Below are 18,482 nucleotides of genomic sequence, written 5' to 3'. Positions count from 1 at the left end.
TGCAAGGACGTTAATTGTCCGTTTCACGGCACTTTACCGGTGCGCGGCCAGGTGATCACCGGCAAAGTCGTGAGCGATCGTATGATGGGAACGGTCGTAGTAGCACGGAATTACCTGCACTATGTTCGTAAATACAAGCGGTACGAGAAGCGAAGCTCGAAGCTCCATGCCCACAACCCCCCCTGCATCGGGGCAAAGGTTGGCGACATGGTGAAGATTGCTGAGTGCCGGCCGCTTTCGAAGAGCACGACATTTGTCGTTGTGGAGGTGCAGACACCATGAAGGCGAAGCAGTCCAAGACGCCGAGGGCTCTTGCGACAGGAACGAGACTTGCATGCGCCGATAATACCGGTGCCAGGACCGTACAGATCATCTCGGTCTTTGGCTACCATGGTGTCAGGCGCCGTCAGCCCAAGCTCGGGCTGGGGGACCTCGCAACGGTGAGTGTCCAGAAGGGCACCCCCGACATGCGCCGCAAACTGGTGCGTGCAGTGGTCATCCGGGCGAAGAAGGAGATGCGCAGGCCTAGCGGCATGCGGGTTTCCTTCGATGACAACGCTGTTGTTGTCGTGGATGAGAAGAATGAGCCGAAAGGAACTGAAATTAAGGGACCGGTAGCCCGTGAAGTTGCGGAGCGGTTCCCCAAACTCGGCTCCATGGCAACTATCATTGTCTGAGGTGCGTGAAATGGCAAGAATCGAAAGCGAACAGCCGAGGAAACAGAGAAAGGCACGCTATAACGCACCTTCCCATGTGAAGACCAAATACCTAAACGCACCCCTTTCAGATGCGCTGAAAGAGCAATACACGAAGAAGACGCTGCGCGTCACCAAGGGCGACACCGTCCGGGTCACCCGCGGGGATTTCGTAGGTACTGAAGGCCTTGTCGATGCAGTGGACACCAGGAATGCCAAGATTGTCGTTCACGGTGTCTTCTCGACAAAGGCTGACGGGACTGAAGTTCCCCGTGGTGTCGATGCCTCGAACGTGCAGCTTACCAAGCTCAACCTCAATGACAAGCGCCGTGTGGCAAAACTCGCGGAGGCCGAATAATGTCAGACCATCTCAAGCGATTAAACGCCCCGGACTCGTGGCACATCGCAAAGAAGACCACGAAGTTCATCACGAAGACCGCACCCGGCCCGCACAATGCAAATGCGATGCCGATTGCCGTCTGGCTCCGTGACCACATGGATTACGCACGGAACATGAAAGAGGTCAAGCAGATCCTTGGCCAGAATGATGTGATCATCAACGGAAGGCCGTGCCGTGATCCCCGGATGGGCATCGGCATTTTCGATATCATCTCCATGCCGAAGATCAACAAGTACTACCGTATCCTGCGCGACAAGAACGGACGCCACATCTCCATTGAGATCGATGCAGATGCAGCAAAGAGCCGCCTGTGCAAGATCACGAACAAAACCACCATCACCGGTGGGAAAGTCCAGCTGAACATGAGGGATGGCGCCAACATTCTCGCGGACAACACTTACAAATCCGGGGATTCCGTTGAAGTCTCACTCGAGTCCGAGACCCGGTTCAAGATCCTCAACCACTTCCCGTTCGCGGCAGGCAATATGGCCATGATCATCGGTGGAAAGCACTCCGGCAAGGTTGCCCGGATCGTTGAGATCATCAAGATGCCCGGCAGCGTCCCCAACAAGATCATTCTCGAGGATGAAACTTCGGGCACCCGGTTCGACACCATTGCCCCCTACATCTACATGGTGGGCAAGCAGACATCCGCAATTGCCAAGTGGGGGATTGAACAGTGACGTCGATGCGCGATATCCACGTCGACAAGGTTGTCGTCCATATGGGAGTCGGCGAGAGCGGCGAGAAGCTGGTGAAAGCGGAAAACATCATGAAGACGATCACCAAGCAGACGCCGATCAGGAGCATTGCCAAGATGACGCAGCCGGCGTTTTCCATCCGGAAAGGAGCCCCCATCGGCTGCAAGGTAACCCTCCGTGGCAAACCCGCCCGCGATTTCCTGGAAACCTCGTTGAAGATCATCGACAAGATACTCTTTGAGAGCCAGCTCGACAAGAGCGGGAATTTCTCATTCGGTATCGAGGAGCACACTGACTTCCCCGGCATGTCCTACGACCCGCAGATCGGTATCTACGGCATGGATGTCAACGTAGTGCTCGAACGCAGAGGCATACGGATCACCCGCAGGCGCATGGGGCAGAAGAAACTCCCGGCAAAGCAGCGCGTCAGCAAACAGGATGCGATCGCGTTCCTCAGGGAGAAGTACCAGGTAGAGGTGCGCTAATGGCTGGAGAAAGGAAGAAGATCTATGGTCGCGGTGCGAACGAGTGCAAGATGTGCGGGCGCAAACAGGGGCTCGTACGCAGATACCACATTATGTTCTGCAGGCAGTGCTTCCGTGAATGGGCCCGGAAGATGGGCTTCAGGAAGATGAGCTGAGGAGTGAGCAAGAAATGACACGATTAAATCCCATAGCAGACGGAATGTGTGCCCTGAAAAATGCAGGTGACACCGGTAAATCCGTGTGCGTCATCGAACCCGCAAGCAAGCTCCTCGGCGCAATGCTCCGCATCATGCAGGACGCCGGCTACATCGGTGGCTTCGAGTTCATCGAAGACGGCAGGGGTGGACAGCTCAAGGTCAACCTCACGGGCCGGATCAACCGCTGCGGTGCAATCACCCCGCGGTTTTCGGTACAGCTTGACGAAATGGAATACTGGGAGAAACAGTATCTCCCCGGGAAGAACTTCGGTATCCTGATGCTCTCCACCTCCCGTGGCGTCATGTCCCACGAACAGGCGCGGAAGGAAGGCATCGGTGGCGAACTGCTCGGGTACGTCTATTAGAAGGTGCGATGATGTCAGCAATACGCAAAGTAAAGATTCCCGAGGGCGTAAAAGCCCAGCTTGACGGCTCGCAGCTTCGAGTGACCGGTTCCAAGGGGCAGCTCGTCCGCAACATGCGGTTCCCCCAGGTTACCATCACCTGCGACGGCTCAGAAGTCACCATCGCAACGGAATCCCGGCGAAAGGAGATCACGGCAATGGTTGGCACCCTTGAGGCGCACACCAAGAACATGTGCCGTGGTGTCAGCGAAGGGTTCGAGTACCGCATGAAAGTGGTGTACAGCCACTTCCCCATCCAGCTCAAGCTCCAGGGAAACCGGCTTGAGATTGCCAATTTCCTTGGCGAGAAGAAGGCACGGTACGCACGGATTGAAGCGGGTGTCACGGCAAAAGTGGCAAACGATGAAGTCGTGCTCAACGGCATTGACCGCGAACTGGTCGGGAACTCGGCTGCAAACATTGAACATGCCACCCATATCAGGAACCGCGACCCGCGGGTATTCCAGGATGGCATTTACATGGTTCAGAGGGGCTGAAGTCAATGACAACAGAAGTTAAACGACTGATCCGTGTGCGCGTTCAGAAGGGCGCAAAATTCAAGCGCGACGGGTTTGGCAAGAAACGACAGCTCTCTGATTCATGGAGAAAACCCCGTGGCCAGCACAACAAGCAGAGGGAGCAGAAGAAGGCAAAGGGAGCACTCCCCAAGCCGGGATTCGGCAGCCCCATTGCAGTACGTGGTATGCACCCGAGTGGCTTCTTTGAAGTGCTCGTCGCCTCGATCAAGGAACTCGAGGGACTTGACAACAAGACCCAGGCCGTGAGGATCTCTGCAACTGTCGGCGACCGCAAGCGGGTAGCGCTTCAGGACGCCGCAATCGCTGCAGGGCTCAAGGTGCTTAACATCCACACCGTCAGGATCAAGGCAAAGAAGGCACCGGCAAAGGATGCAGCAAAGGACGAGGGAAAAGCAAAGAAAGGTGAGAAGAAGTCCATAAAGTCCAAGGCAGCTGCAAGCCCGGCAAAGAAAGAGGCAGCAAAGGCAAAACCGGCGCCCAAATCCGAAGAGAAGAAGGCACCGGCCAAGAAGGCAGCAAAGTCCAAGGCAGAGTCTGCCGTGGCAGAGGAAAAACCTGCAAAGAAGGAGAAGGCACCGGCCAAGTCCACCAAGACCCCGGCAAAATCCCTGGCAGCAAAGACGTCTGCTGAGTCAAAGCCCAAGGCTGCAGCAAAACCTGCCTCTGCAACCAAGGCAAAAAAGAAGACCGATTCAGGAGTGAAGAAGAATGAGTGACGTAGCAAGCCAGAAACGCATTGCCGCGTCCATCCTGAAGTGCGGTGTCAACCGCGTCTGGTTCGACCCGGCCCGTATCTCGGATATCGAGAACGCGATCTCGCGTGAGGACCTACGGGGACTCGTAACGGATGGCGCGATCAAGGCACGCCAGAAGAAGGGCGTCAGCCGCGGCAGGGCCCGGGCACGGATCGCACAGCGGTCCTACGGGCACCGGAAAGGTGCAGGCAAGAGGAAGGGTGCAGCAGGTGCCCGCAACCCGAGCAAGACCGCATGGGTCCAGAAGATCCGTGCAATCAGGAAAGTGCTCGTTGAACTGCGTGCGGCCGCAACCATTGACCCGCACATGTATCGCGTCCTCTACCGCAAAGCGGCCGGAGGCCAGTTCAGGAGCGTCGCGCATATGAAGGCGCAGATGGAGATCCTCGCAGGGAGGATGAAGTAACATGGCAACAGGACCACGGTATTTTGTCCCCTTCCGGAGACGGAGGGAAGGCAAGACCGATTATTACCAGCGGACCCGGCTCATAGTTGCGGATGCACCACGGATGGTTGTACGCAAGACTAACCGGCACATCATCGTGCAGCTCGTTGTTGCCGAGATGGATGGCGATCGCACGCTCGTGGCAGCAAACTCTGCCGAGCTCGAGACATACGGATACAAGGGATCGATGTCCAACACTCCCGCGGCCTACCTCACGGGCATGCTCTTTGCCGTCAAGGCAAAGAAAGCCGGACAGGACCGCGCTATACTGGATATCGGGCTCAACCGCGCCACAACGGGCGCCCGGGTATTTGCTGCACTCAAGGGTGCAGTGGATGCAGGACTTGAGATTCCCTACGGCGAGGAGATTCTCCCCTCGGAGGAGCGCATCAAGGGTGCGCACATCGCGGCATACAATAAGGATGCCGGCGATCTCGTCAATAATGTCGAACAGGTGGCAGCTGCCATAAAGAAGGAGATGGCGTAAATGGCATACGAACGAGAAGAATGGCACCCGGTCACCGGTCTTGGCAAGCTCGTCGCCTCGGGTGAGATCAAGAGTATTGATCAGGTCCTCGAGAGCGGCAGGCCTATCAAGGAACCCCAGATTGTTGATGCGTTCCTCCCCGATCTCGAAGATGAAGTCCTCGATATCGCCATGATGCAGCGTATGACCGACTCAGGCCGCCGTGTCCAGTTCCGTGCCGTTGTCATTGTCGGCAACCGCAACGGGTACATCGGCTTCGGCCAGGGCAAGGACGTGCAGGTTGGCGATGCGATCAAGAAAGCGATCGTCAAGGCAAAAATGAATCTGATCAAGGTTCGCCGCGGCTGTGGCAGCTGGGAATGTGGGTGCGATGTAACCCACTCCCTCCCCATGCAGGTCACCGGTACTGCCGGCAGTGTCCGGGTCACCCTCAAGCCCGCACCCCAGGGTATCGGGCTTGTCACTGGTGACATCAGCAAGAAAGTGCTGGAACTTGCCGGTATCAAGGATACCTGGACGTTTGCGCGCGGACAGACACGTACGACAATCAACTTCGCAAAGGCAACGTTCAACGCGCTCAAGGAGACCAATATGATCCGGACTGGGAGGTCACAGTAATGTACGCGGTCGTTCAGGTCCGCGGCGTTGTGAAAACCCGCCGTGATATCAAGGACACCCTGAAGATGCTGCGCCTTCACCACATCAACCACTGTGTGCTCATTACGGACTCCCCCGAGAACCTCGGCATGATCCGGAAAGTCAAGGACTACGTTGCATACGGTGAAGTGGATGCAGCAACTGTCGAGACCCTCCTGCAGACTCGCGGCAGGGTTCTCGGCGATGCACCGCTTACGGACGAGTACATCAAGTCGAACTCGACCTACAGCAGCATTACGGATTTCGCCAGGGCACTTGCCGGCGGTGAAACCAAACTGCGCGACATGCCGGGACTCAAACCCGTGCTGCGCCTTCACCCCCCACGCAAGGGATACAAGACCACCAAGCGCACCTTCCCTCAGGGTGGAGCGCTTGGATATTATGGCCAGGAGATCAATACTCTCCTCTATAAGATGAGGTGAAGCAGATGCCAACCAACAAGCGTTCAAAGTTCCGCGGCTCGCGGACATGTGGTGGCGGCACTCACAAGAACCGTCGCGGTGCAGGAAACCGCGGCGGCCGTGGACGTGCCGGCATCAATGCCCACCACTTTGTCAAGTGGTACAAGGAGATGGGCGGCCCGGTATTCGGAAAGGACGGGTTCTGCAACCAGACCAGCACTGACGTGACAGCAATCGATGTCGGTGCGCTGGACCAGATCATACCCTCGCTCCTTGCCCAGGGCATTGCCAAAACAGAAGGCGATACGATCGTGATCAACATCGCTGATATGGGGATCGACAAGGTTCTCGGCAGCGGCAAGGTCACCCGGAAGATCAATATCTCCGCATCGGCATTCTCCGAGACTGCGAAGGCAAAGATCGAGAAGATGGGTGGAAAGGTTCTGGTTGAATAACGACCATCCGAACAATTTTTTGGTGAAACAATGGGAAACCTGCTGGATCGAATGGAACCCCTGCTCGCTGCGATGCCCGCAGTCAAGAGCCCTGAAGGCCACGTTCATTTCAAGAACAAACTGATCTGGACGTTTGGTATATTAGTCCTGTACTTTGTCCTGACAAACATTCCGCTGTTCGGACTCGCACCCAACAGCGCGGATATCCTCGCTGCATACCGTGCCCTCCTTGCCGGTGCAAGCGGTTCGATCGTTCATCTCGGTATCGGACCGATCGTCACGGCGTCCATCGTACTCCAGCTCCTCAAGGGTGCAGATATCCTGCACATCGACACGAGTGAAACGCGCGGGCAGGTCATGTACATGGGCCTGCAGAAGATCCTGATCATGGTCATGATCGTTGTAGAAGCCGCCCCGAACCTCGTCGGCGGTTTCCTGCAGCCCGATCCGGTCATTGCAAACCAGTTCTTCGGCGGCAACCTGTTCGCGGTATCCCTCCTGATCTTCCTTCAGATCTGTATTGGTGGCGTCCTCATCTTCTTCATGGACGAGGTTGTGACCAAGTGGGGTATCGGCTCCGGTGTCGGACTGTTCATTATTGCAGGTATTTCCCAGGCACTCGTGAACGGGTTTATCAGCTGGGCCCATGTCAAGGACCAGTACCCGGTCGGGTTCTTCCCCCGCCTCATAGCGATAGGTCTTGACGGTGGCAATTTCCTGACCTACTTCGGCACGGATATGCTCGCTTTCATCACAACTATCACCATCTTCCTTGTCATCGTCTACGTTGAATCCACACGTATAGAGATCCCCCTTGCCCACGCGCAGATCCGCGGGGCACGGGCACGGTTCCCGGTCAAGCTGATCTATGCCAGTGTCCTGCCGATGATCCTCGTGCGGGTGCTCCAGGCAAACATCCAGATGGTCGGGATGTTCCTCTCCAATATCAACATCACGATCTTCGGGACCTTCAGCGGCTCAACACCGCAGAACGGTATCATGTGGTACCTTGCACCAGTCAACGGACCAACAGACTGGATGTGGTGGACGACCGATCTCGGGCATGCGGTATGGCAGGTGCTATTACGCATGGGGATAGATATCACATTCATGGTGGTCGGAGGTGCGATCTTCGCGCTCTTCTGGATCAAAACTGCAGGGCTTGACTCCAAGGATGTCGCCCGCCAGATCCAGCTCTCAGGCATGTCCATCCCAGGCTACCGCCGGAATCCGCAGGTGCTGGAAAAGTACCTGGACCGGTATATCCCCCGTGTAACGGTGATCGGTGGCGTCTTCATTGGTGTGCTCAGTGTCGTTGCAAACCTCTTTGGTGTCATAGGTTCCGTGAGCGGAACCGGATTGCTGCTTACGGTCAGTATCACCTACCGGCTCTACGAGGAGATCGCAAGCCAGCAGATCATGGAGATGTACCCGTTCATGCGGACCTTCTTTGGAAAAGAGTAAGTCAGGAAAGGGACACTGAATGGAAGGAAAAAAGGTCATCATAACCGGTGTACCGGGTGTCGGCAAGACAACGGTAGTCAACGAAGCATTAAAAAAATTACAGGAACAAGGTATCGAGTACAAGTCGATCAACTTCGGCAGCTTCATGTTCGAGGTTGCCAGGAACGACAAGATCGTAGAGAACCGGGACCAGATGCGCACCTTGGACCGCGCGGTCCAGAAACGGCTCCAGCAGCGCGCCGCCCAGGCAATCGCGCAGGTCCCCGGAAATGTGCTGATCGATACCCACGCTTCGGTGAAAACACCCAAAGGTTATCTTGCGGGGCTTCCTGAATGGGTGCTCCGCGAGCTGATGCCCGACATCATCGTGCTCGTTGAAACGGATGATGACCAGATCCTCATGCGGCGTCTCTCTGATGATACGCGATCGCGGGACAAGGAAGGTGCCCGATCCATCGCGGAACACCAGCAGTTCAACCGGTCCATCGCAGCGGCATACGCGATGATGACCGGGTGCACCATACGTATGATCACAAACGCGGATTTCCTGCTCGAGCGGTCATCGACTGAGCTCGCCGAAGTACTCCGGTGAATTCATGAATTTCGGGAAGATCTGGGATCAGTACGGTATCTGGCTCACGTTCGGGTTCATGTTCCTCATGATGTATACCTACACGGTTCCATGGCTGCGCCAGGATGTCGGTCAGGGTCTGGACGCGGCCTTTGCACCGATTGTAGTCGGTTTTGGAATCCCGTTCTTCATCCTGATTGTGATCCTCTCCGGTCTCACCGGTCTCTACTCATCGATTGTCCAGAAATACACGATCGATTATGAAAAGATGACCGAGTCACAGGAACGGATGAAGGAATTTCAGGCGGAGTACCGCGAAGCCCAGCTCTCCCAGGACGAGAAGAAGATCAAGAAACTGGAAGCCAAGAAAGACCGGGTGATGAAAGAACAGCTCGAAATGTCTCAGGAACAGTTCAAGCCGATGGCGATCATCCTGATCCTCACCGTCCCGATCTTCTTCTGGCTGCTGTACCGCCTGAACGAGCTTCAAACCACAATTACTATGCCGTACCTGGGAACCCATAACCTGCACGAGGCAGTAATCTGGGTCATTCCCGCATGGATGCTGTGGTATATGATCTGCTCCATTACGCTGAGTCAGGTGATCAGGAAATCCCTGAATATCGGGGGTCTCTGATGCGCATCACCGTGAGCGGGTTGCCCGGGAGTGGGACAACCTCTCTCTCACGGTACCTCGCAGAGCACCACGGATTCTCCATGATATCTGCCGGCGAGGTCTTCCGCCAGCTGGCAAAAGAGCACAATCTGGAACTCGCAGAGTTTGGGGAACTTGCGAAAAAAGATGCATCCTACGACAAGATGATCGATGCCCGCCAGAAAGAGATTGCCCGGGAGAGGGACAATATTATTGTTGAAGGCAGGCTCTCCGGCTGGATGGTGGACGAAGCCGATCTCAGGATCTGGCTCTACGCCCCGATAAGCTGTCGTATCAACCGGATTGTGTTCCGGGACCAGATGTCCGATGAAAAAACCGCGGAACACCTGACTCTTGAACGTGAGCAGTGTGAATCTGATCGGTACCGGTCCTATTATTCCATCGATATCGGGGATCTCTCTATCTACCACCTCATCCTGAATTCCGAGCACTGGGATGTGGGGGGGCTGGGAGCGATCATAGATACTGCCATTGAACGGATGAAAACCGGCAAAACCCCCCCATGACCGTCACCCTCCGACAAGGCACGTAACTGGCATCCCCCCTCCTTTGTATGTACCTGCATACAGAGGTTTTTTTCATAAGAAACCATGTAACCAATATACGTGAGTGTGACCGCTATGGAAGAAGACGTCCTCATACGGCTTGTGGATTCGTGGGTTGAAGAGGATATCGTCCACCTTTATCGTGCCGGCAGGTGGTGGAAAGAGGAGTACAACCCGCGCAGTATCAATGACCTGATCCGGGGCAGTTTTGCATTTGCTGTTGCGATCGACAGGATGTCAGGTCACGCTATTGGCATGGGAAGAATTATCTCAGATGGGGTATCGGATGGATATCTCCAGGATCTCGTGATCCTTCCGGAATTCCGGCACAGGAGTATCGGAAGAAAAATCGTAACAGCCCTTTTGGAAAAATGCCAGGATGCAGAAATCTCGTGGATTGGTCTTATTGCTGAACCCGATACGGAGATCTTTTACAAACCGTTGGGGTTCCGCCGCATGGAAGGACACATTCCCCTGATACTTTCCGGTGATTCATAATGCTCAGCCAAGAAGATTTCAAACCCGTAACGCTTGCAGACCGGGCGTTTTTTGAACAGCACTATGCCCTCTACCCGCAGGTGCATTCAGACAACACCTTCACCAATATGGTCTGCTGGAATCACTTCGCCCAGTATACCTATGCGTTCGTTGAGAAGAATGTCATCATCGCCAGCACCATCGGCAACGTGACCCGGTTCCGCCCTCCGATCGGGCCCCGAAATCCTGCCCTGCTCCGCTCCCTGATACATCTGGCATCCGAAATCAGCGACAACGAACCGATCGTCCTGATCGATCCGGAGACGGCAGTCTGGATGCGGGAGGTCTGCCCGGGTATAAACCTGGTACCTGACCGTAATCACTTCGAATACGTCTACCGTGCTGCCGATCTTGCAGAACTCCCCGGTAAAAACTATCTCACAATCCGCCGCCAGATCAACAAGTTCCGGAAGAACTGTACCAATGTTGTCGAACCGATCTCCAAAGAGAACTGGGAGGATGTCAAGCGTTTCCTCATCGAATGGTGTGAATGGAAAGGATGCGAAGGCGACCCGGTCCTTGCCCACGAGAAGGAGGCGGTCTTTTTTGCCATCGACCATTTCGACCAGCTCCCGATCCGGGGTCTGATTATCCGGGTCTTCTCGAAGATCGGGGCAATCTCCCTCTATGAACCCATGACATCCGATACCGCGCTCGTCCACTTCGAGAAGGGTCTTCCCGATTGTGAGGGGATCTACAAGGCGATCAACAACGAGGCTGCTGTACGTCTTGCAAAGAACTTCACGTACATCAACCGGGAGAGCGATCTTGGTGTGGCTGGTCTCCGGGAGGCAAAGTTACGGTACCACCCACACCACATGGTGGAAGTCTGGTCCATGAAACGGGATTCATGAAGAGCCCCATGATACCAGGAGAAACATTATTTTTTTTAAGTAACCGTTCCGTACCAGCTCCCTTTTTGGAAATGCTGTGAAAAAAAGGATTAAAGGTTGGCAATGAAATAAACGAGAAGCAACGGCATAAAGACCACTGCCCAGACTGCTTTGTTCCAGACATAAACATCCCTCCCATCGCATGGCTTGATGGGAAGCATCTCGAAAACTGCCTGGAGCAGATTGATAGAGAACCCTATGGTACCAGCGGTTGAAAAAAGCCCGCCAAGTGGTATGAGCAGCAGGCATCCGAATGCAATAAGAACACTCAGTACCGGGCCCGAGAGCATAACGATCCCCAGGCTCCGTCTCTCCAGCGGTACGTGTTCATGCACAAGGGTCATTGTCGGCTGGGCAAAGATACTCCCGAAAAGCCACGATGTGACCGCCATGATGATGGCACCCATTCCCCAGAACTGAATCTCGGTTGTGCTCTGGTACTTCCGGTTCATGTACCAGTGTGCAATCTCGTGGGTCATCAGGGCTATACCGCCCATTATAATAAACACGGCGATTTTTTCCGGATCCAGTGGCAGGCGGGCTGCGTAATAGAACAGCACCCCGATGACCAGAGCGCCGATCCCGATAACGATGAGTTCTCTAGGGGTAAATCCGAGCAGTAATTTCCGGTCATGGTCCTTTGAAAAATTCCGTTCCTCTTTCTGTTTTTCTGCGATCCTGCCCTGAAGCACCCACCCAAAGGTATTTTCAAGGAACACTATCAGTTTTGCAAACATGGCCGATAGTGCCGAACCGAACGTGGTCATACCAAGAGCCGTCACTGCTACGCTGGCACCAACGGCTGCGACCGGTGCTACTTCATCCGGGATAATACCGGACAGGGGAAGCCCCTTATCTTTCCTGCAGGTCTGTTGCAGAGGTGGTGGCAGGCTGGTTTTTGTTTTCTGGAGGGTATGGGTAACACCCTGAATAGTAGAGGTCTGTTCCTGTTGTACACTGTAACCGTCAGGAAATACTATCGTAATATCGGCCTTCAGGTTAATGGGGTACTGGTAACCCCCCGGCAGAGGACTCTTACCGGCAAACTGGTTGAGATCGATGGTTGATGTTGTAATCGTCTTTTTATTCACCTGAGCGAAATTGGGCATGACCAGTTCTGCAGCTCCCGGCTCCACGCATGCAACCTGAAAGTTCTTTTTCGAGAGATCGTTCGCATTCTGGTTCTGGAGATTTGTGATAAACGGGGAACTTGTTGCAATGAGACCTTTCATGCCGAGGTATTCAGCAGGATTATCCTGGTATGTCACGTCCATTACAGCATTTCCCTGTTGATCGACCGTGATATAGACCTGGTGGAGCTCAAATGCACTGGCAACGGATACAACCAGTAAACATGACAACAAGCCGGCCAAAAAGAAACGGTAGTTCATGCATGTCAGTTTTATCCTGACATAATTTTAATTTTTTTAAATAAATTTTCAAAAAAGCTGAGATCATCATTCCCACGATACGAGTGTAATACGATTCACATAACGGTTTTAGTCGTGCGTCTGCTGCCCGTGGTTCAGGCCATGAAGCAACGGGAGAAACGTCCTAGCAGGTGATCAGACACCCGCAAGTGCCATAACTCCGGCTGTGATGATCTTGACCGCAATTGCTGCCACGAGCATCCCGAGGACTTTTCCCATGATATCAGTAACCACTTCGCCAAGTACACGCTGGATCAGTTCAGAATAATACAGGATGATCCATGTGGCAATGAGTGAGAGGGTGATCGCAACAAAGGGGATCAGGATCCCATAATCTTTCGATAGGAGCATGACTGTTGTTATGGTTCCCGGCCCGCAGAGGAGTGGTGTCCCGATAACCACGCCAGCGGCGGTCTTGGCATGCTCCTTGCAGTGGCCGATCTCAATCCCGAGTGCCATCTGGATGCCCAGAAGGAAGAGCAGGAATCCCCCGGCGATCTGGAAACTGGGCAGGGTCAGTCCGAGAATACCAAAGATCGTTGTGTTGAAGATGAGGAACAGGTACATCAGGCTGCCGGCCACGGCCACGGCGATGAACGCCTGTTTGTGGATCTCCACCGCAGTCTGGCCTTTTGTCATGGCCGCGAAAATCGGGACAGAGAGGAGCGGATCAAGGATGATGAACAGCGTCGCAAAAGCGTAGAGGATGCCGGGAATGAGGTCCATTGTAGTCTGATCAGAATTATACGCTCTGTTCGGGGATAAAAATGCCGGGTCTCCGACCTTTGCAAACAATCCCCGCAGGGAATCCGGGGCGACTTCCCGGAGTTGCATCATCCATAATATATAATAGCCGGCACCGTCCATGTTCCAGTAGAGCGGCTTTTATACCCACGCTGTCCGGGCAAGGTCGCACGGGAGAAGTTTCATGGCAAAAGCATTACCAGCATCAAAAACAGGTGATAAGAAAAAGGTAGCCCCTGCAGCAGCAGTGAAGAGGAAAACCCCCACAGTCCTCGCGAAAAAACCTGCAACTGTCAGAAAGGTTACGGTGAAAAAAGCGGCTGCACCGACAAAGAAGACAGCAGCAGTAAAAAAGAGCACAACCGTTACATCCAAAAAGAAACCGGCGAACAGAATTCCGGCGAAAAAAAAGTCAAAGGACATGACAAGGTACCGCTGCAAGCTCTGCGGGTATATCTACTCGCCTCTCCGCGGAGAACCACATAATGGTATCCCTGAAGGCACACCGTTTGACGATCTTCCTGATGATTATGTCTGCCCGGTCTGCGGCCAGCAGGGTAAGGGCCGGATCGGCAAATGGGGATTTGATGAGTGGCGGCCGACCAGGTACATCTGTTCAATGTGCAATTACATATATGATGAAAAGCGTGGCGAACCTCATCGCGGGATAAAACCGGGAACGAAGTTTGAGGATCTTCCTGATGACTATGTCTGCCCGGTCTGTGCCCTTGACCCCAAGATCCGGGTACAGTTCGGCAAGGTCCGCAAACAGGGATTCGAGCCGCTCCCCATGTAAAAACCATTTTTACTTTTTTTCCGGCTAAACCATTTACGCGACCTATCTTTAATTCATGGGGACTCTCTCAAGGAAAACGCACGATCTTATAACCTTTCACATCCATGCTTTGAATGTAATCGCGCACTTTTCTTCAGGTGCAAAAGCGTGTAAGGGGCAAGGATATGCAGGGTATACAGGATCCTACACTTTTCCAGAAGCAGCAGGCTCTGGCACGGTTCCTGAAGGTGGATCCCGATTCACTCACAGTATCGCGGGGATCCCTGTATGGTTTCAAGGCATTTTTCCATGGGAGTAATGAAGCCTACCTGGTCCTCACGGATTCAGAAGCAACGAACGCTGCGGAACAGGCAGTCTCGGAAAAACTCTGGTTCATCTGCCTGGAGACCCTGTTTGCCTATTTCGATATCGATGCGTACCCTTCGGATGTTCTCGGGCGGATGAAGACAAAAGAGATCCGCCGGGTCAATGACGAAATCAAAGTGCTCCTCCATAATACAACCGGGATGCCCATGCTCCAGCAGAAGATGCTCTCCTGCGGCAACCGGAAGAACCTGCTCGCTGATTATGATCAGGCCGAGCATTTCCAGGACGGGTACTTCATTTACCGTCTGTATTAATTTTCCCGCTTACATTTTAAGGTGTTATTGCCATTCTTCTCTCTCCTCTTTCTTCACGAGATTCCGCTCTTTGGCTTGCAAATCTATAAACCTGCCGGCAGTTTACAGTAGTATTAGTGATGCAAATGGCCCGATTTTATTCCTTCCGTATGTATGTGGCAGTAGCATTTCTTCTTGTCTGCCTGTGTGCCTGTCTTGTTGTTACACCCGTAGCGGCATACGGGTACAGTACAAATTTTGAAGGGTATCTCGGAGACACGATTGATCTCAGCGGCCCATCGTATAACAGCCAGGAGGTGTACCTCTTCCTGACCGGGCCCGGCCTGCCGGATGACGGCGTTACCCTTACCGATACGTCCAAAAGGGCAGACCAGGGACAGTTTACTATGGTTGATGTCAATAGTGACCAGATGTGGTCCATGAAATGGGACACTTCCCGGATAGAAGACAACATCGATCCCGGCACCTACACCGTGTACGTGGTGAATGCACCCGTCGACAAATCCAACCTTGCCGGCCATAGTTACGACACGATAAGTGTCTATCTTAAGGATACCGGAACCAGGCATCAGGGGAGTGTGAGTGTCGGGTCAAGCTACACACTCCATCCCGGGGGGCTGACTGATGATACGGTAGTGCCGACAACCGTGATTACTACCGCTCCCCCCACAAGCCCGCCTACAACAATCATACCGGAAACAGCCCCCACAACCCTCCCGACTACGGTAATTACCAGTACACCCACACAAAAGTCAGCGTCCCTGCCGTGGGCAGCACTCCTGTGTGTGGCCGGAATAGGGTTGATCCGGGTTTTTTCCCGTAAGGATTGAGCTCCAAAGGATGGCTGTCTGCCCCCTCTTCATTGTGAGGGAGCAATCCATTTTTAAAAAAATCCCCGTTAGGATCCTGTATGTACGGTGTTTTACATCTGCACAGGCAAAAACAGGATGTATTACGGAAGAATCAGGAAGGTATTATCATACCCATGAGTGAATGGTAATATGAGTGGCATGGACATCCCTGCGATACTGGATAAGGCGCACCACCTCATGAAGGTCGGGCGTTATGACGATGCGATCTCCCTCTTTGACCAGGTTCTGGAGGTCAACGGGAATAATACCGTAGCGCTTGAAAACAAGGGCAAGATCTATTATTATCTCGGCAGGCACGAAGATGCGATTGCCTGTTATGACCAGGCAATTGCCATCAACCCGCACCTCATCACGGTGTGGTTCGAAAAAGGGTATACGCTCCGGAAGATACACCGGTACGAGGAATCGATAACGTGCTTTGAGCATGCTCTCGCCATCGACCCGGAATATACTTTCGCCCTTGCGAATAAGGGTTATTCGCTCAACGAACTGGGGAGATATGCCGAAGCGATCAAGTGCTTTGACGAGATCCTAGAGACAAGCCCGAACAACATCCGTGCCATGACTTCGAAAGGGATCGCCCTCCGGGAACTGGGAAAGAATGAGGAAGCGCTCGCTTATTTCGATAAGGCGATCGGGTTTAACCCGATCAACTCATTTGTCTGGTATAACAAAGCGATCGCCCTGCGTAATCTCGGACGATCGAAAGAGGCCGATGAAGCGATCAGGATCGTGAATTTTCCTCAAGGGACCGGGAAACGATAAAAAAACCGGTGGATAACTCCGGGAAATCCTTTTTTATGAGTCGTTAAAACCCCGGTAGTGCGTTCACCTCTGAAACGGGCTATACTTCATGCGATTTTTTTGTTTGCTGGATGGTTTTGCGAGATTCTAACTGACAGGGTGTATTGTCCCCAGATCGGTCACCCGGAATGACAGAACAAATCTTTCGGATTAATCCGGTAAAGAGTGGGCTGTTTCGGTCATCCGTCACAATCGCGCGAAGAATTCTGATAAGTTCTTATCAGCCTCGAATTGCATAGTGTGCAATTCTTCGAAAGGTAAAGAGTTCTAACGAATTCTTATCAGCTCAAATTCGTCTGGTGGAGTTCATCGTAATTCGAATAACTCTGATGAGTTCTTCTCGTCATTGAATCTGGCTTCGTTCAACTCTTTGGATTTAAAAAAATTCTGATGAGTTCTTTTCGATAAGAGTGTTTTGCTTCGCTTAACAATCACGATAGTTCGAAGAAATTCTGACGAATTTCTTCTCGTCCTCAAATCGCACTTGGTGCGATTCTTCGGAAAAAAAAGATTTAGATAAGTTTGAAGATTGGGTGGCTTTCTGATTTGCACTCGATCCCGAGCTGGCGGGTTGCCTCGAGGACGGTGATGTCCGTGTAGGCCTGTGCGGTGATCATTGCTTCTACGTTCTCGATAGGTCCGTACATGATAAGGTCTGCACCGAGGGTGCTTGCAATCATGTTGCAGCCGATATCGGGTGCCGACCATGCTGCCTGCTTGATGCCTTCGATACCGCCGAGGTAGTGGTGGGACATCTGTTTCAGGAGCACATCCTTGCCCTCGTACCCTGCTGCGAGTACCGAGGGGGTCTTGCTCGTTCCCTTCCAGCGCTTGAGCCATGTCCAGGAGACGGTCATGTTGTGGTATGCACCACCGGTCGGGTAGCCGTGGATTGCCTTGCAGGCAAGGATCTCACGGTATGAGCCGCCGCTTCCGAGACCGAGCGGGGTTGCTGCAGTGTCGAGGATCGGGCGTTTGATGCCGCAATATTCTGCAATCTCCAGCATACCCTTGGTCTGTCCTGCAACGCCACCTTCTGTGAGCACTTTCTCCCTGCCAGTAACTGACGGGTCTGCAGGGTTGAATGCGAGGACAATGGCTGCATCCACATCACTGTTCTTGAGCGCTTCGATGCTCTCCGGCTGGATCGAACCGTTGATTGAGTTGTAGATCGCACGGTGTGCAAGACCGACTTCGGTTACGTACTTGCATGCGTGGGCAAGTGCCGTTGGTACCGATGAGTCCATTAAGAACGCAGTCTTGTTGTCGATTGAGTCGAACCAGCTGAAGTAGCTCTCGAATGCCTCGCCGTATTCCGCGATGATCTGGATGAAGTGCGGGATACCGGTTAAGTCAGAGAGGACCTGGCAGCGGTTCCAGAGAGCCTCTGCCTTTGCCTTGTCGATCGTACCCTTGTGGTCGTCAAGCACGCACTCGTGCTTGTTGTAGAAGATTGACGCACCCAGTACTGTCGGATACTCGCCGGGCTGTCCACCGATTTTAGTGCCGTTGAAGTCCCAGACACTCTGTTCTTTTTCAAATCTGAACATATTTTATTACACCTCCGTTATACCAATGCCATTAATTTCTGGTACAGGAACAGCAGCATAATAAATACGATAACGCCTGCCATGAGGCCGTACAGTATGCCGATATCCCGACCAATCTTTCGTCCAACACGCTGTGCAACCTCTGCATCCACGAACTCGATCTTCTTCTCGATCTTGTCGAGCCTTTTTTCGATTTCGAGGAACTGGGGGTTTGCACTTGCAGAGCCGACTTCCTGTCCGCCAGCCGCTTCCTTGACCTCGACGACGATAGCCTCAGCACCGAACGCACCCGGGTCGCGGGCTTTGAGTTCGTTGATTTTGGCCTTGACAATGCCGACGTCTTCAGTTTCCATGATGTT

The 18,482-nt window shown here is 53.4% G+C and carries 28 protein-coding genes; 24 read left to right on the top strand and 4 right to left on the bottom strand.

All coding sequences use genetic code 11. From position 1 onward, the window contains the following. From ABSE13_RS12430 to ABSE13_RS12335, 20 genes are all read left to right on the top strand, one after another. The coding region (locus tag ABSE13_RS12430) for a 30S ribosomal protein S17 (RefSeq protein ID WP_424028833.1) at positions 1 to 282 on the top strand (282 nt) is incomplete at its 5' end. Beyond that, a complete protein-coding gene (locus tag ABSE13_RS12425) occupies positions 279 to 677 on the top strand; it encodes a 50S ribosomal protein L14 (RefSeq protein ID WP_424028832.1) in 399 nt (132 codons plus the stop codon). The genes ABSE13_RS12430 and ABSE13_RS12425, both read left to right, overlap by 4 nt. Before the next feature lie 10 nt (positions 678 to 687). After that, on the top strand, positions 688 to 1,053 hold the full coding sequence (rplX, locus tag ABSE13_RS12420; RefSeq protein WP_424028831.1) for a 50S ribosomal protein L24: 366 nt from the start codon (positions 688 to 690) through the stop codon (positions 1,051 to 1,053). Beyond that, positions 1,053 to 1,778 (top strand): 30S ribosomal protein S4e, encoded by a 726-nt coding sequence (locus ABSE13_RS12415; RefSeq protein WP_424028830.1) that lies wholly within the window; start codon positions 1,053 to 1,055, stop codon positions 1,776 to 1,778. Before rplX ends, ABSE13_RS12415 begins: the two co-directional genes overlap by 1 nt. Before the next feature lie 5 nt (positions 1,779 to 1,783). Next, positions 1,784 to 2,281, top strand: coding sequence for a 50S ribosomal protein L5 (locus ABSE13_RS12410; protein ID WP_424028834.1), 498 nt, complete (start codon positions 1,784 to 1,786; stop codon positions 2,279 to 2,281). Then, the gene (locus ABSE13_RS12405; protein ID WP_424028829.1) at positions 2,281 to 2,436 is read left to right on the top strand and encodes a 30S ribosomal protein S14; all 156 of its coding nucleotides are present in this window, start codon (positions 2,281 to 2,283) and stop codon (positions 2,434 to 2,436) included. The genes ABSE13_RS12410 and ABSE13_RS12405 overlap by 1 nt, the downstream gene beginning before the upstream one ends. Before the next feature lie 14 nt (positions 2,437 to 2,450). Then, positions 2,451 to 2,843, top strand: a complete 393-nt coding sequence (locus ABSE13_RS12400; RefSeq protein WP_424028828.1) for a 30S ribosomal protein S8 — start codon at positions 2,451 to 2,453, stop codon at positions 2,841 to 2,843. An 11-nt stretch (positions 2,844 to 2,854) separates the two neighbouring features. Continuing rightward, complete coding sequence (locus ABSE13_RS12395) at positions 2,855 to 3,379, top strand: 50S ribosomal protein L6 (protein WP_424028827.1); 525 nt, start codon at positions 2,855 to 2,857, stop codon at positions 3,377 to 3,379. A 5-nt stretch (positions 3,380 to 3,384) separates the two neighbouring features. Next, positions 3,385 to 4,137, top strand: coding sequence for a 50S ribosomal protein L32e (locus ABSE13_RS12390; protein ID WP_424028826.1), 753 nt, complete (start codon positions 3,385 to 3,387; stop codon positions 4,135 to 4,137). After that, on the top strand, positions 4,130 to 4,582 hold the full coding sequence (locus tag ABSE13_RS12385; RefSeq protein ID WP_424028825.1) for a 50S ribosomal protein L19e: 453 nt from the start codon (positions 4,130 to 4,132) through the stop codon (positions 4,580 to 4,582). Before ABSE13_RS12390 ends, ABSE13_RS12385 begins: the two co-directional genes overlap by 8 nt. A gap of 1 nt (position 4,583) precedes the next feature. Beyond that, positions 4,584 to 5,108: a 50S ribosomal protein L18 gene (locus tag ABSE13_RS12380; protein ID WP_424028824.1), complete on the top strand. Its 525-nt coding sequence runs from the start codon at positions 4,584 to 4,586 to the stop codon at positions 5,106 to 5,108. Further along, the gene (locus ABSE13_RS12375) at positions 5,109 to 5,726 is read left to right on the top strand and encodes a 30S ribosomal protein S5 (protein WP_424028823.1); all 618 of its coding nucleotides are present in this window, start codon (positions 5,109 to 5,111) and stop codon (positions 5,724 to 5,726) included. Then, on the top strand, positions 5,726 to 6,187 hold the full coding sequence (locus ABSE13_RS12370; protein WP_424028822.1) for a 50S ribosomal protein L30: 462 nt from the start codon (positions 5,726 to 5,728) through the stop codon (positions 6,185 to 6,187). The genes ABSE13_RS12375 and ABSE13_RS12370 overlap by 1 nt, the downstream gene beginning before the upstream one ends. Positions 6,188 to 6,192: 5 nt before the next feature. Further along, the gene (locus tag ABSE13_RS12365; RefSeq protein WP_424028821.1) at positions 6,193 to 6,621 is read left to right on the top strand and encodes an uL15 family ribosomal protein; all 429 of its coding nucleotides are present in this window, start codon (positions 6,193 to 6,195) and stop codon (positions 6,619 to 6,621) included. Between the two features lie 30 nt (positions 6,622 to 6,651). Then, positions 6,652 to 8,085: a preprotein translocase subunit SecY gene (secY, locus tag ABSE13_RS12360; protein ID WP_424028820.1), complete on the top strand. Its 1,434-nt coding sequence runs from the start codon at positions 6,652 to 6,654 to the stop codon at positions 8,083 to 8,085. A 19-nt stretch (positions 8,086 to 8,104) separates the two neighbouring features. Next, positions 8,105 to 8,677, top strand: a complete 573-nt coding sequence (locus tag ABSE13_RS12355; RefSeq protein WP_424028819.1) for an adenylate kinase — start codon at positions 8,105 to 8,107, stop codon at positions 8,675 to 8,677. A gap of 4 nt (positions 8,678 to 8,681) precedes the next feature. Further along, complete coding sequence (locus ABSE13_RS12350; protein ID WP_424028818.1) at positions 8,682 to 9,293, top strand: DUF106 domain-containing protein; 612 nt, start codon at positions 8,682 to 8,684, stop codon at positions 9,291 to 9,293. Further along, positions 9,293 to 9,838 (top strand): (d)CMP kinase, encoded by a 546-nt coding sequence (gene cmk / locus ABSE13_RS12345; protein WP_424028817.1) that lies wholly within the window; start codon positions 9,293 to 9,295, stop codon positions 9,836 to 9,838. Before ABSE13_RS12350 ends, cmk begins: the two co-directional genes overlap by 1 nt. A gap of 114 nt (positions 9,839 to 9,952) precedes the next feature. Continuing rightward, positions 9,953 to 10,375, top strand: coding sequence for a GNAT family N-acetyltransferase (locus ABSE13_RS12340; protein WP_424028816.1), 423 nt, complete (start codon positions 9,953 to 9,955; stop codon positions 10,373 to 10,375). Then, positions 10,375 to 11,268, top strand: a complete 894-nt coding sequence (locus ABSE13_RS12335) for a DUF2156 domain-containing protein (protein WP_424028815.1) — start codon at positions 10,375 to 10,377, stop codon at positions 11,266 to 11,268. The genes ABSE13_RS12340 and ABSE13_RS12335 overlap by 1 nt, the downstream gene beginning before the upstream one ends. 89 nt (positions 11,269 to 11,357) lie before the next feature. Here the strand turns inward: ABSE13_RS12335 and ABSE13_RS12330 are convergent, their stop codons facing one another. Both ABSE13_RS12330 and ABSE13_RS12325 read right to left on the bottom strand, forming a co-directional pair. Continuing rightward, positions 11,358 to 12,698: a zinc metalloprotease gene (locus ABSE13_RS12330; protein ID WP_424028814.1), complete on the bottom strand. Its 1,341-nt coding sequence runs from the start codon at positions 12,696 to 12,698 to the stop codon at positions 11,358 to 11,360. A gap of 174 nt (positions 12,699 to 12,872) precedes the next feature. Beyond that, positions 12,873 to 13,574, bottom strand: a complete 702-nt coding sequence (locus ABSE13_RS12325) for a MarC family protein (protein ID WP_424028813.1) — start codon at positions 13,572 to 13,574, stop codon at positions 12,873 to 12,875. A 91-nt stretch (positions 13,575 to 13,665) separates the two neighbouring features. On the opposite strand from ABSE13_RS12325, the gene ABSE13_RS12320 reads away from it, so the two are divergent. From ABSE13_RS12320 to ABSE13_RS12305, 4 genes are all read left to right on the top strand, one after another. Further along, positions 13,666 to 14,277 carry a rubredoxin gene (locus ABSE13_RS12320; protein ID WP_424028812.1) on the top strand — a complete coding sequence of 204 codons (612 nt, stop codon included), beginning with the start codon at positions 13,666 to 13,668 and terminating at the stop codon, positions 14,275 to 14,277. Between the two features lie 164 nt (positions 14,278 to 14,441). Continuing rightward, the gene (locus ABSE13_RS12315; protein WP_424028811.1) at positions 14,442 to 14,897 is read left to right on the top strand and encodes a hypothetical protein; all 456 of its coding nucleotides are present in this window, start codon (positions 14,442 to 14,444) and stop codon (positions 14,895 to 14,897) included. Between the two features lie 149 nt (positions 14,898 to 15,046). Next, positions 15,047 to 15,727, top strand: coding sequence for a hypothetical protein (locus ABSE13_RS12310; protein WP_424028810.1), 681 nt, complete (start codon positions 15,047 to 15,049; stop codon positions 15,725 to 15,727). 171 nt (positions 15,728 to 15,898) lie between these two features. After that, positions 15,899 to 16,534 carry a tetratricopeptide repeat protein gene (locus tag ABSE13_RS12305; RefSeq protein ID WP_424028809.1) on the top strand — a complete coding sequence of 212 codons (636 nt, stop codon included), beginning with the start codon at positions 15,899 to 15,901 and terminating at the stop codon, positions 16,532 to 16,534. A 551-nt stretch (positions 16,535 to 17,085) separates the two neighbouring features. On the opposite strand, the gene mtrH is transcribed toward ABSE13_RS12305, so the two are convergent. Together mtrH and mtrG are read right to left on the bottom strand one after the other, a co-directional pair. Then, on the bottom strand, positions 17,086 to 18,123 hold the full coding sequence (gene mtrH, locus ABSE13_RS12300) for a tetrahydromethanopterin S-methyltransferase subunit H (RefSeq protein WP_424028808.1): 1,038 nt from the start codon (positions 18,121 to 18,123) through the stop codon (positions 17,086 to 17,088). Between the two features lie 17 nt (positions 18,124 to 18,140). After that, a partial coding sequence (gene mtrG, locus ABSE13_RS12295) for a tetrahydromethanopterin S-methyltransferase subunit MtrG (protein WP_424028807.1) occupies positions 18,141 to 18,482 on the bottom strand: 342 nt, incomplete at its 5' end.

The organism is Methanoregula sp., assembly GCF_049518935.1.
Taxonomy (GTDB): Archaea; Halobacteriota; Methanomicrobia; order Methanomicrobiales; family Methanospirillaceae; genus Methanoregula.
This window is presented reverse-complemented; position numbering and strand designations above follow the sequence as displayed.

Bases quoted from the DNA above. Each gene is read 5' to 3' on its own strand.
- ABSE13_RS12425 (WP_424028832.1), top strand. From the start codon at position 279: ATGAAGGCGAAGCAGTCCAAGACGCCGAGGGCTCTTGCGACAGGAACG.
- rplX (WP_424028831.1), top strand. From the start codon at position 688: ATGGCAAGAATCGAAAGCGAACAGCCGAGGAAACAGAGAAAGGCACGC.
- ABSE13_RS12415 (WP_424028830.1), top strand. From the start codon at position 1,053: ATGTCAGACCATCTCAAGCGATTAAACGCCCCGGACTCGTGGCACATC.
- ABSE13_RS12410 (WP_424028834.1), top strand. From the start codon at position 1,784: ATGCGCGATATCCACGTCGACAAGGTTGTCGTCCATATGGGAGTCGGC.
- ABSE13_RS12405 (WP_424028829.1), top strand. From the start codon at position 2,281: ATGGCTGGAGAAAGGAAGAAGATCTATGGTCGCGGTGCGAACGAGTGC.
- ABSE13_RS12400 (WP_424028828.1), top strand. From the start codon at position 2,451: ATGACACGATTAAATCCCATAGCAGACGGAATGTGTGCCCTGAAAAAT.
- ABSE13_RS12395 (WP_424028827.1), top strand. From the start codon at position 2,855: ATGTCAGCAATACGCAAAGTAAAGATTCCCGAGGGCGTAAAAGCCCAG.
- ABSE13_RS12390 (WP_424028826.1), top strand. From the start codon at position 3,385: ATGACAACAGAAGTTAAACGACTGATCCGTGTGCGCGTTCAGAAGGGC.
- ABSE13_RS12385 (WP_424028825.1), top strand. From the start codon at position 4,130: ATGAGTGACGTAGCAAGCCAGAAACGCATTGCCGCGTCCATCCTGAAG.
- ABSE13_RS12380 (WP_424028824.1), top strand. From the start codon at position 4,584: ATGGCAACAGGACCACGGTATTTTGTCCCCTTCCGGAGACGGAGGGAA.
- ABSE13_RS12375 (WP_424028823.1), top strand. From the start codon at position 5,109: ATGGCATACGAACGAGAAGAATGGCACCCGGTCACCGGTCTTGGCAAG.
- ABSE13_RS12370 (WP_424028822.1), top strand. From the start codon at position 5,726: ATGTACGCGGTCGTTCAGGTCCGCGGCGTTGTGAAAACCCGCCGTGAT.
- ABSE13_RS12365 (WP_424028821.1), top strand. From the start codon at position 6,193: ATGCCAACCAACAAGCGTTCAAAGTTCCGCGGCTCGCGGACATGTGGT.
- secY (WP_424028820.1), top strand. From the start codon at position 6,652: ATGGGAAACCTGCTGGATCGAATGGAACCCCTGCTCGCTGCGATGCCC.
- ABSE13_RS12355 (WP_424028819.1), top strand. From the start codon at position 8,105: ATGGAAGGAAAAAAGGTCATCATAACCGGTGTACCGGGTGTCGGCAAG.
- ABSE13_RS12350 (WP_424028818.1), top strand. From the start codon at position 8,682: ATGAATTTCGGGAAGATCTGGGATCAGTACGGTATCTGGCTCACGTTC.
- cmk (WP_424028817.1), top strand. From the start codon at position 9,293: ATGCGCATCACCGTGAGCGGGTTGCCCGGGAGTGGGACAACCTCTCTC.
- ABSE13_RS12340 (WP_424028816.1), top strand. From the start codon at position 9,953: ATGGAAGAAGACGTCCTCATACGGCTTGTGGATTCGTGGGTTGAAGAG.
- ABSE13_RS12335 (WP_424028815.1), top strand. From the start codon at position 10,375: ATGCTCAGCCAAGAAGATTTCAAACCCGTAACGCTTGCAGACCGGGCG.
- ABSE13_RS12330 (WP_424028814.1), bottom strand. From the start codon at position 12,698: ATGAACTACCGTTTCTTTTTGGCCGGCTTGTTGTCATGTTTACTGGTT.
- ABSE13_RS12325 (WP_424028813.1), bottom strand. From the start codon at position 13,574: ATGATGCAACTCCGGGAAGTCGCCCCGGATTCCCTGCGGGGATTGTTT.
- ABSE13_RS12320 (WP_424028812.1), top strand. From the start codon at position 13,666: ATGGCAAAAGCATTACCAGCATCAAAAACAGGTGATAAGAAAAAGGTA.
- ABSE13_RS12315 (WP_424028811.1), top strand. From the start codon at position 14,442: ATGCAGGGTATACAGGATCCTACACTTTTCCAGAAGCAGCAGGCTCTG.
- ABSE13_RS12310 (WP_424028810.1), top strand. From the start codon at position 15,047: ATGTATGTGGCAGTAGCATTTCTTCTTGTCTGCCTGTGTGCCTGTCTT.
- ABSE13_RS12305 (WP_424028809.1), top strand. From the start codon at position 15,899: ATGAGTGGCATGGACATCCCTGCGATACTGGATAAGGCGCACCACCTC.
- mtrH (WP_424028808.1), bottom strand. From the start codon at position 18,123: ATGTTCAGATTTGAAAAAGAACAGAGTGTCTGGGACTTCAACGGCACT.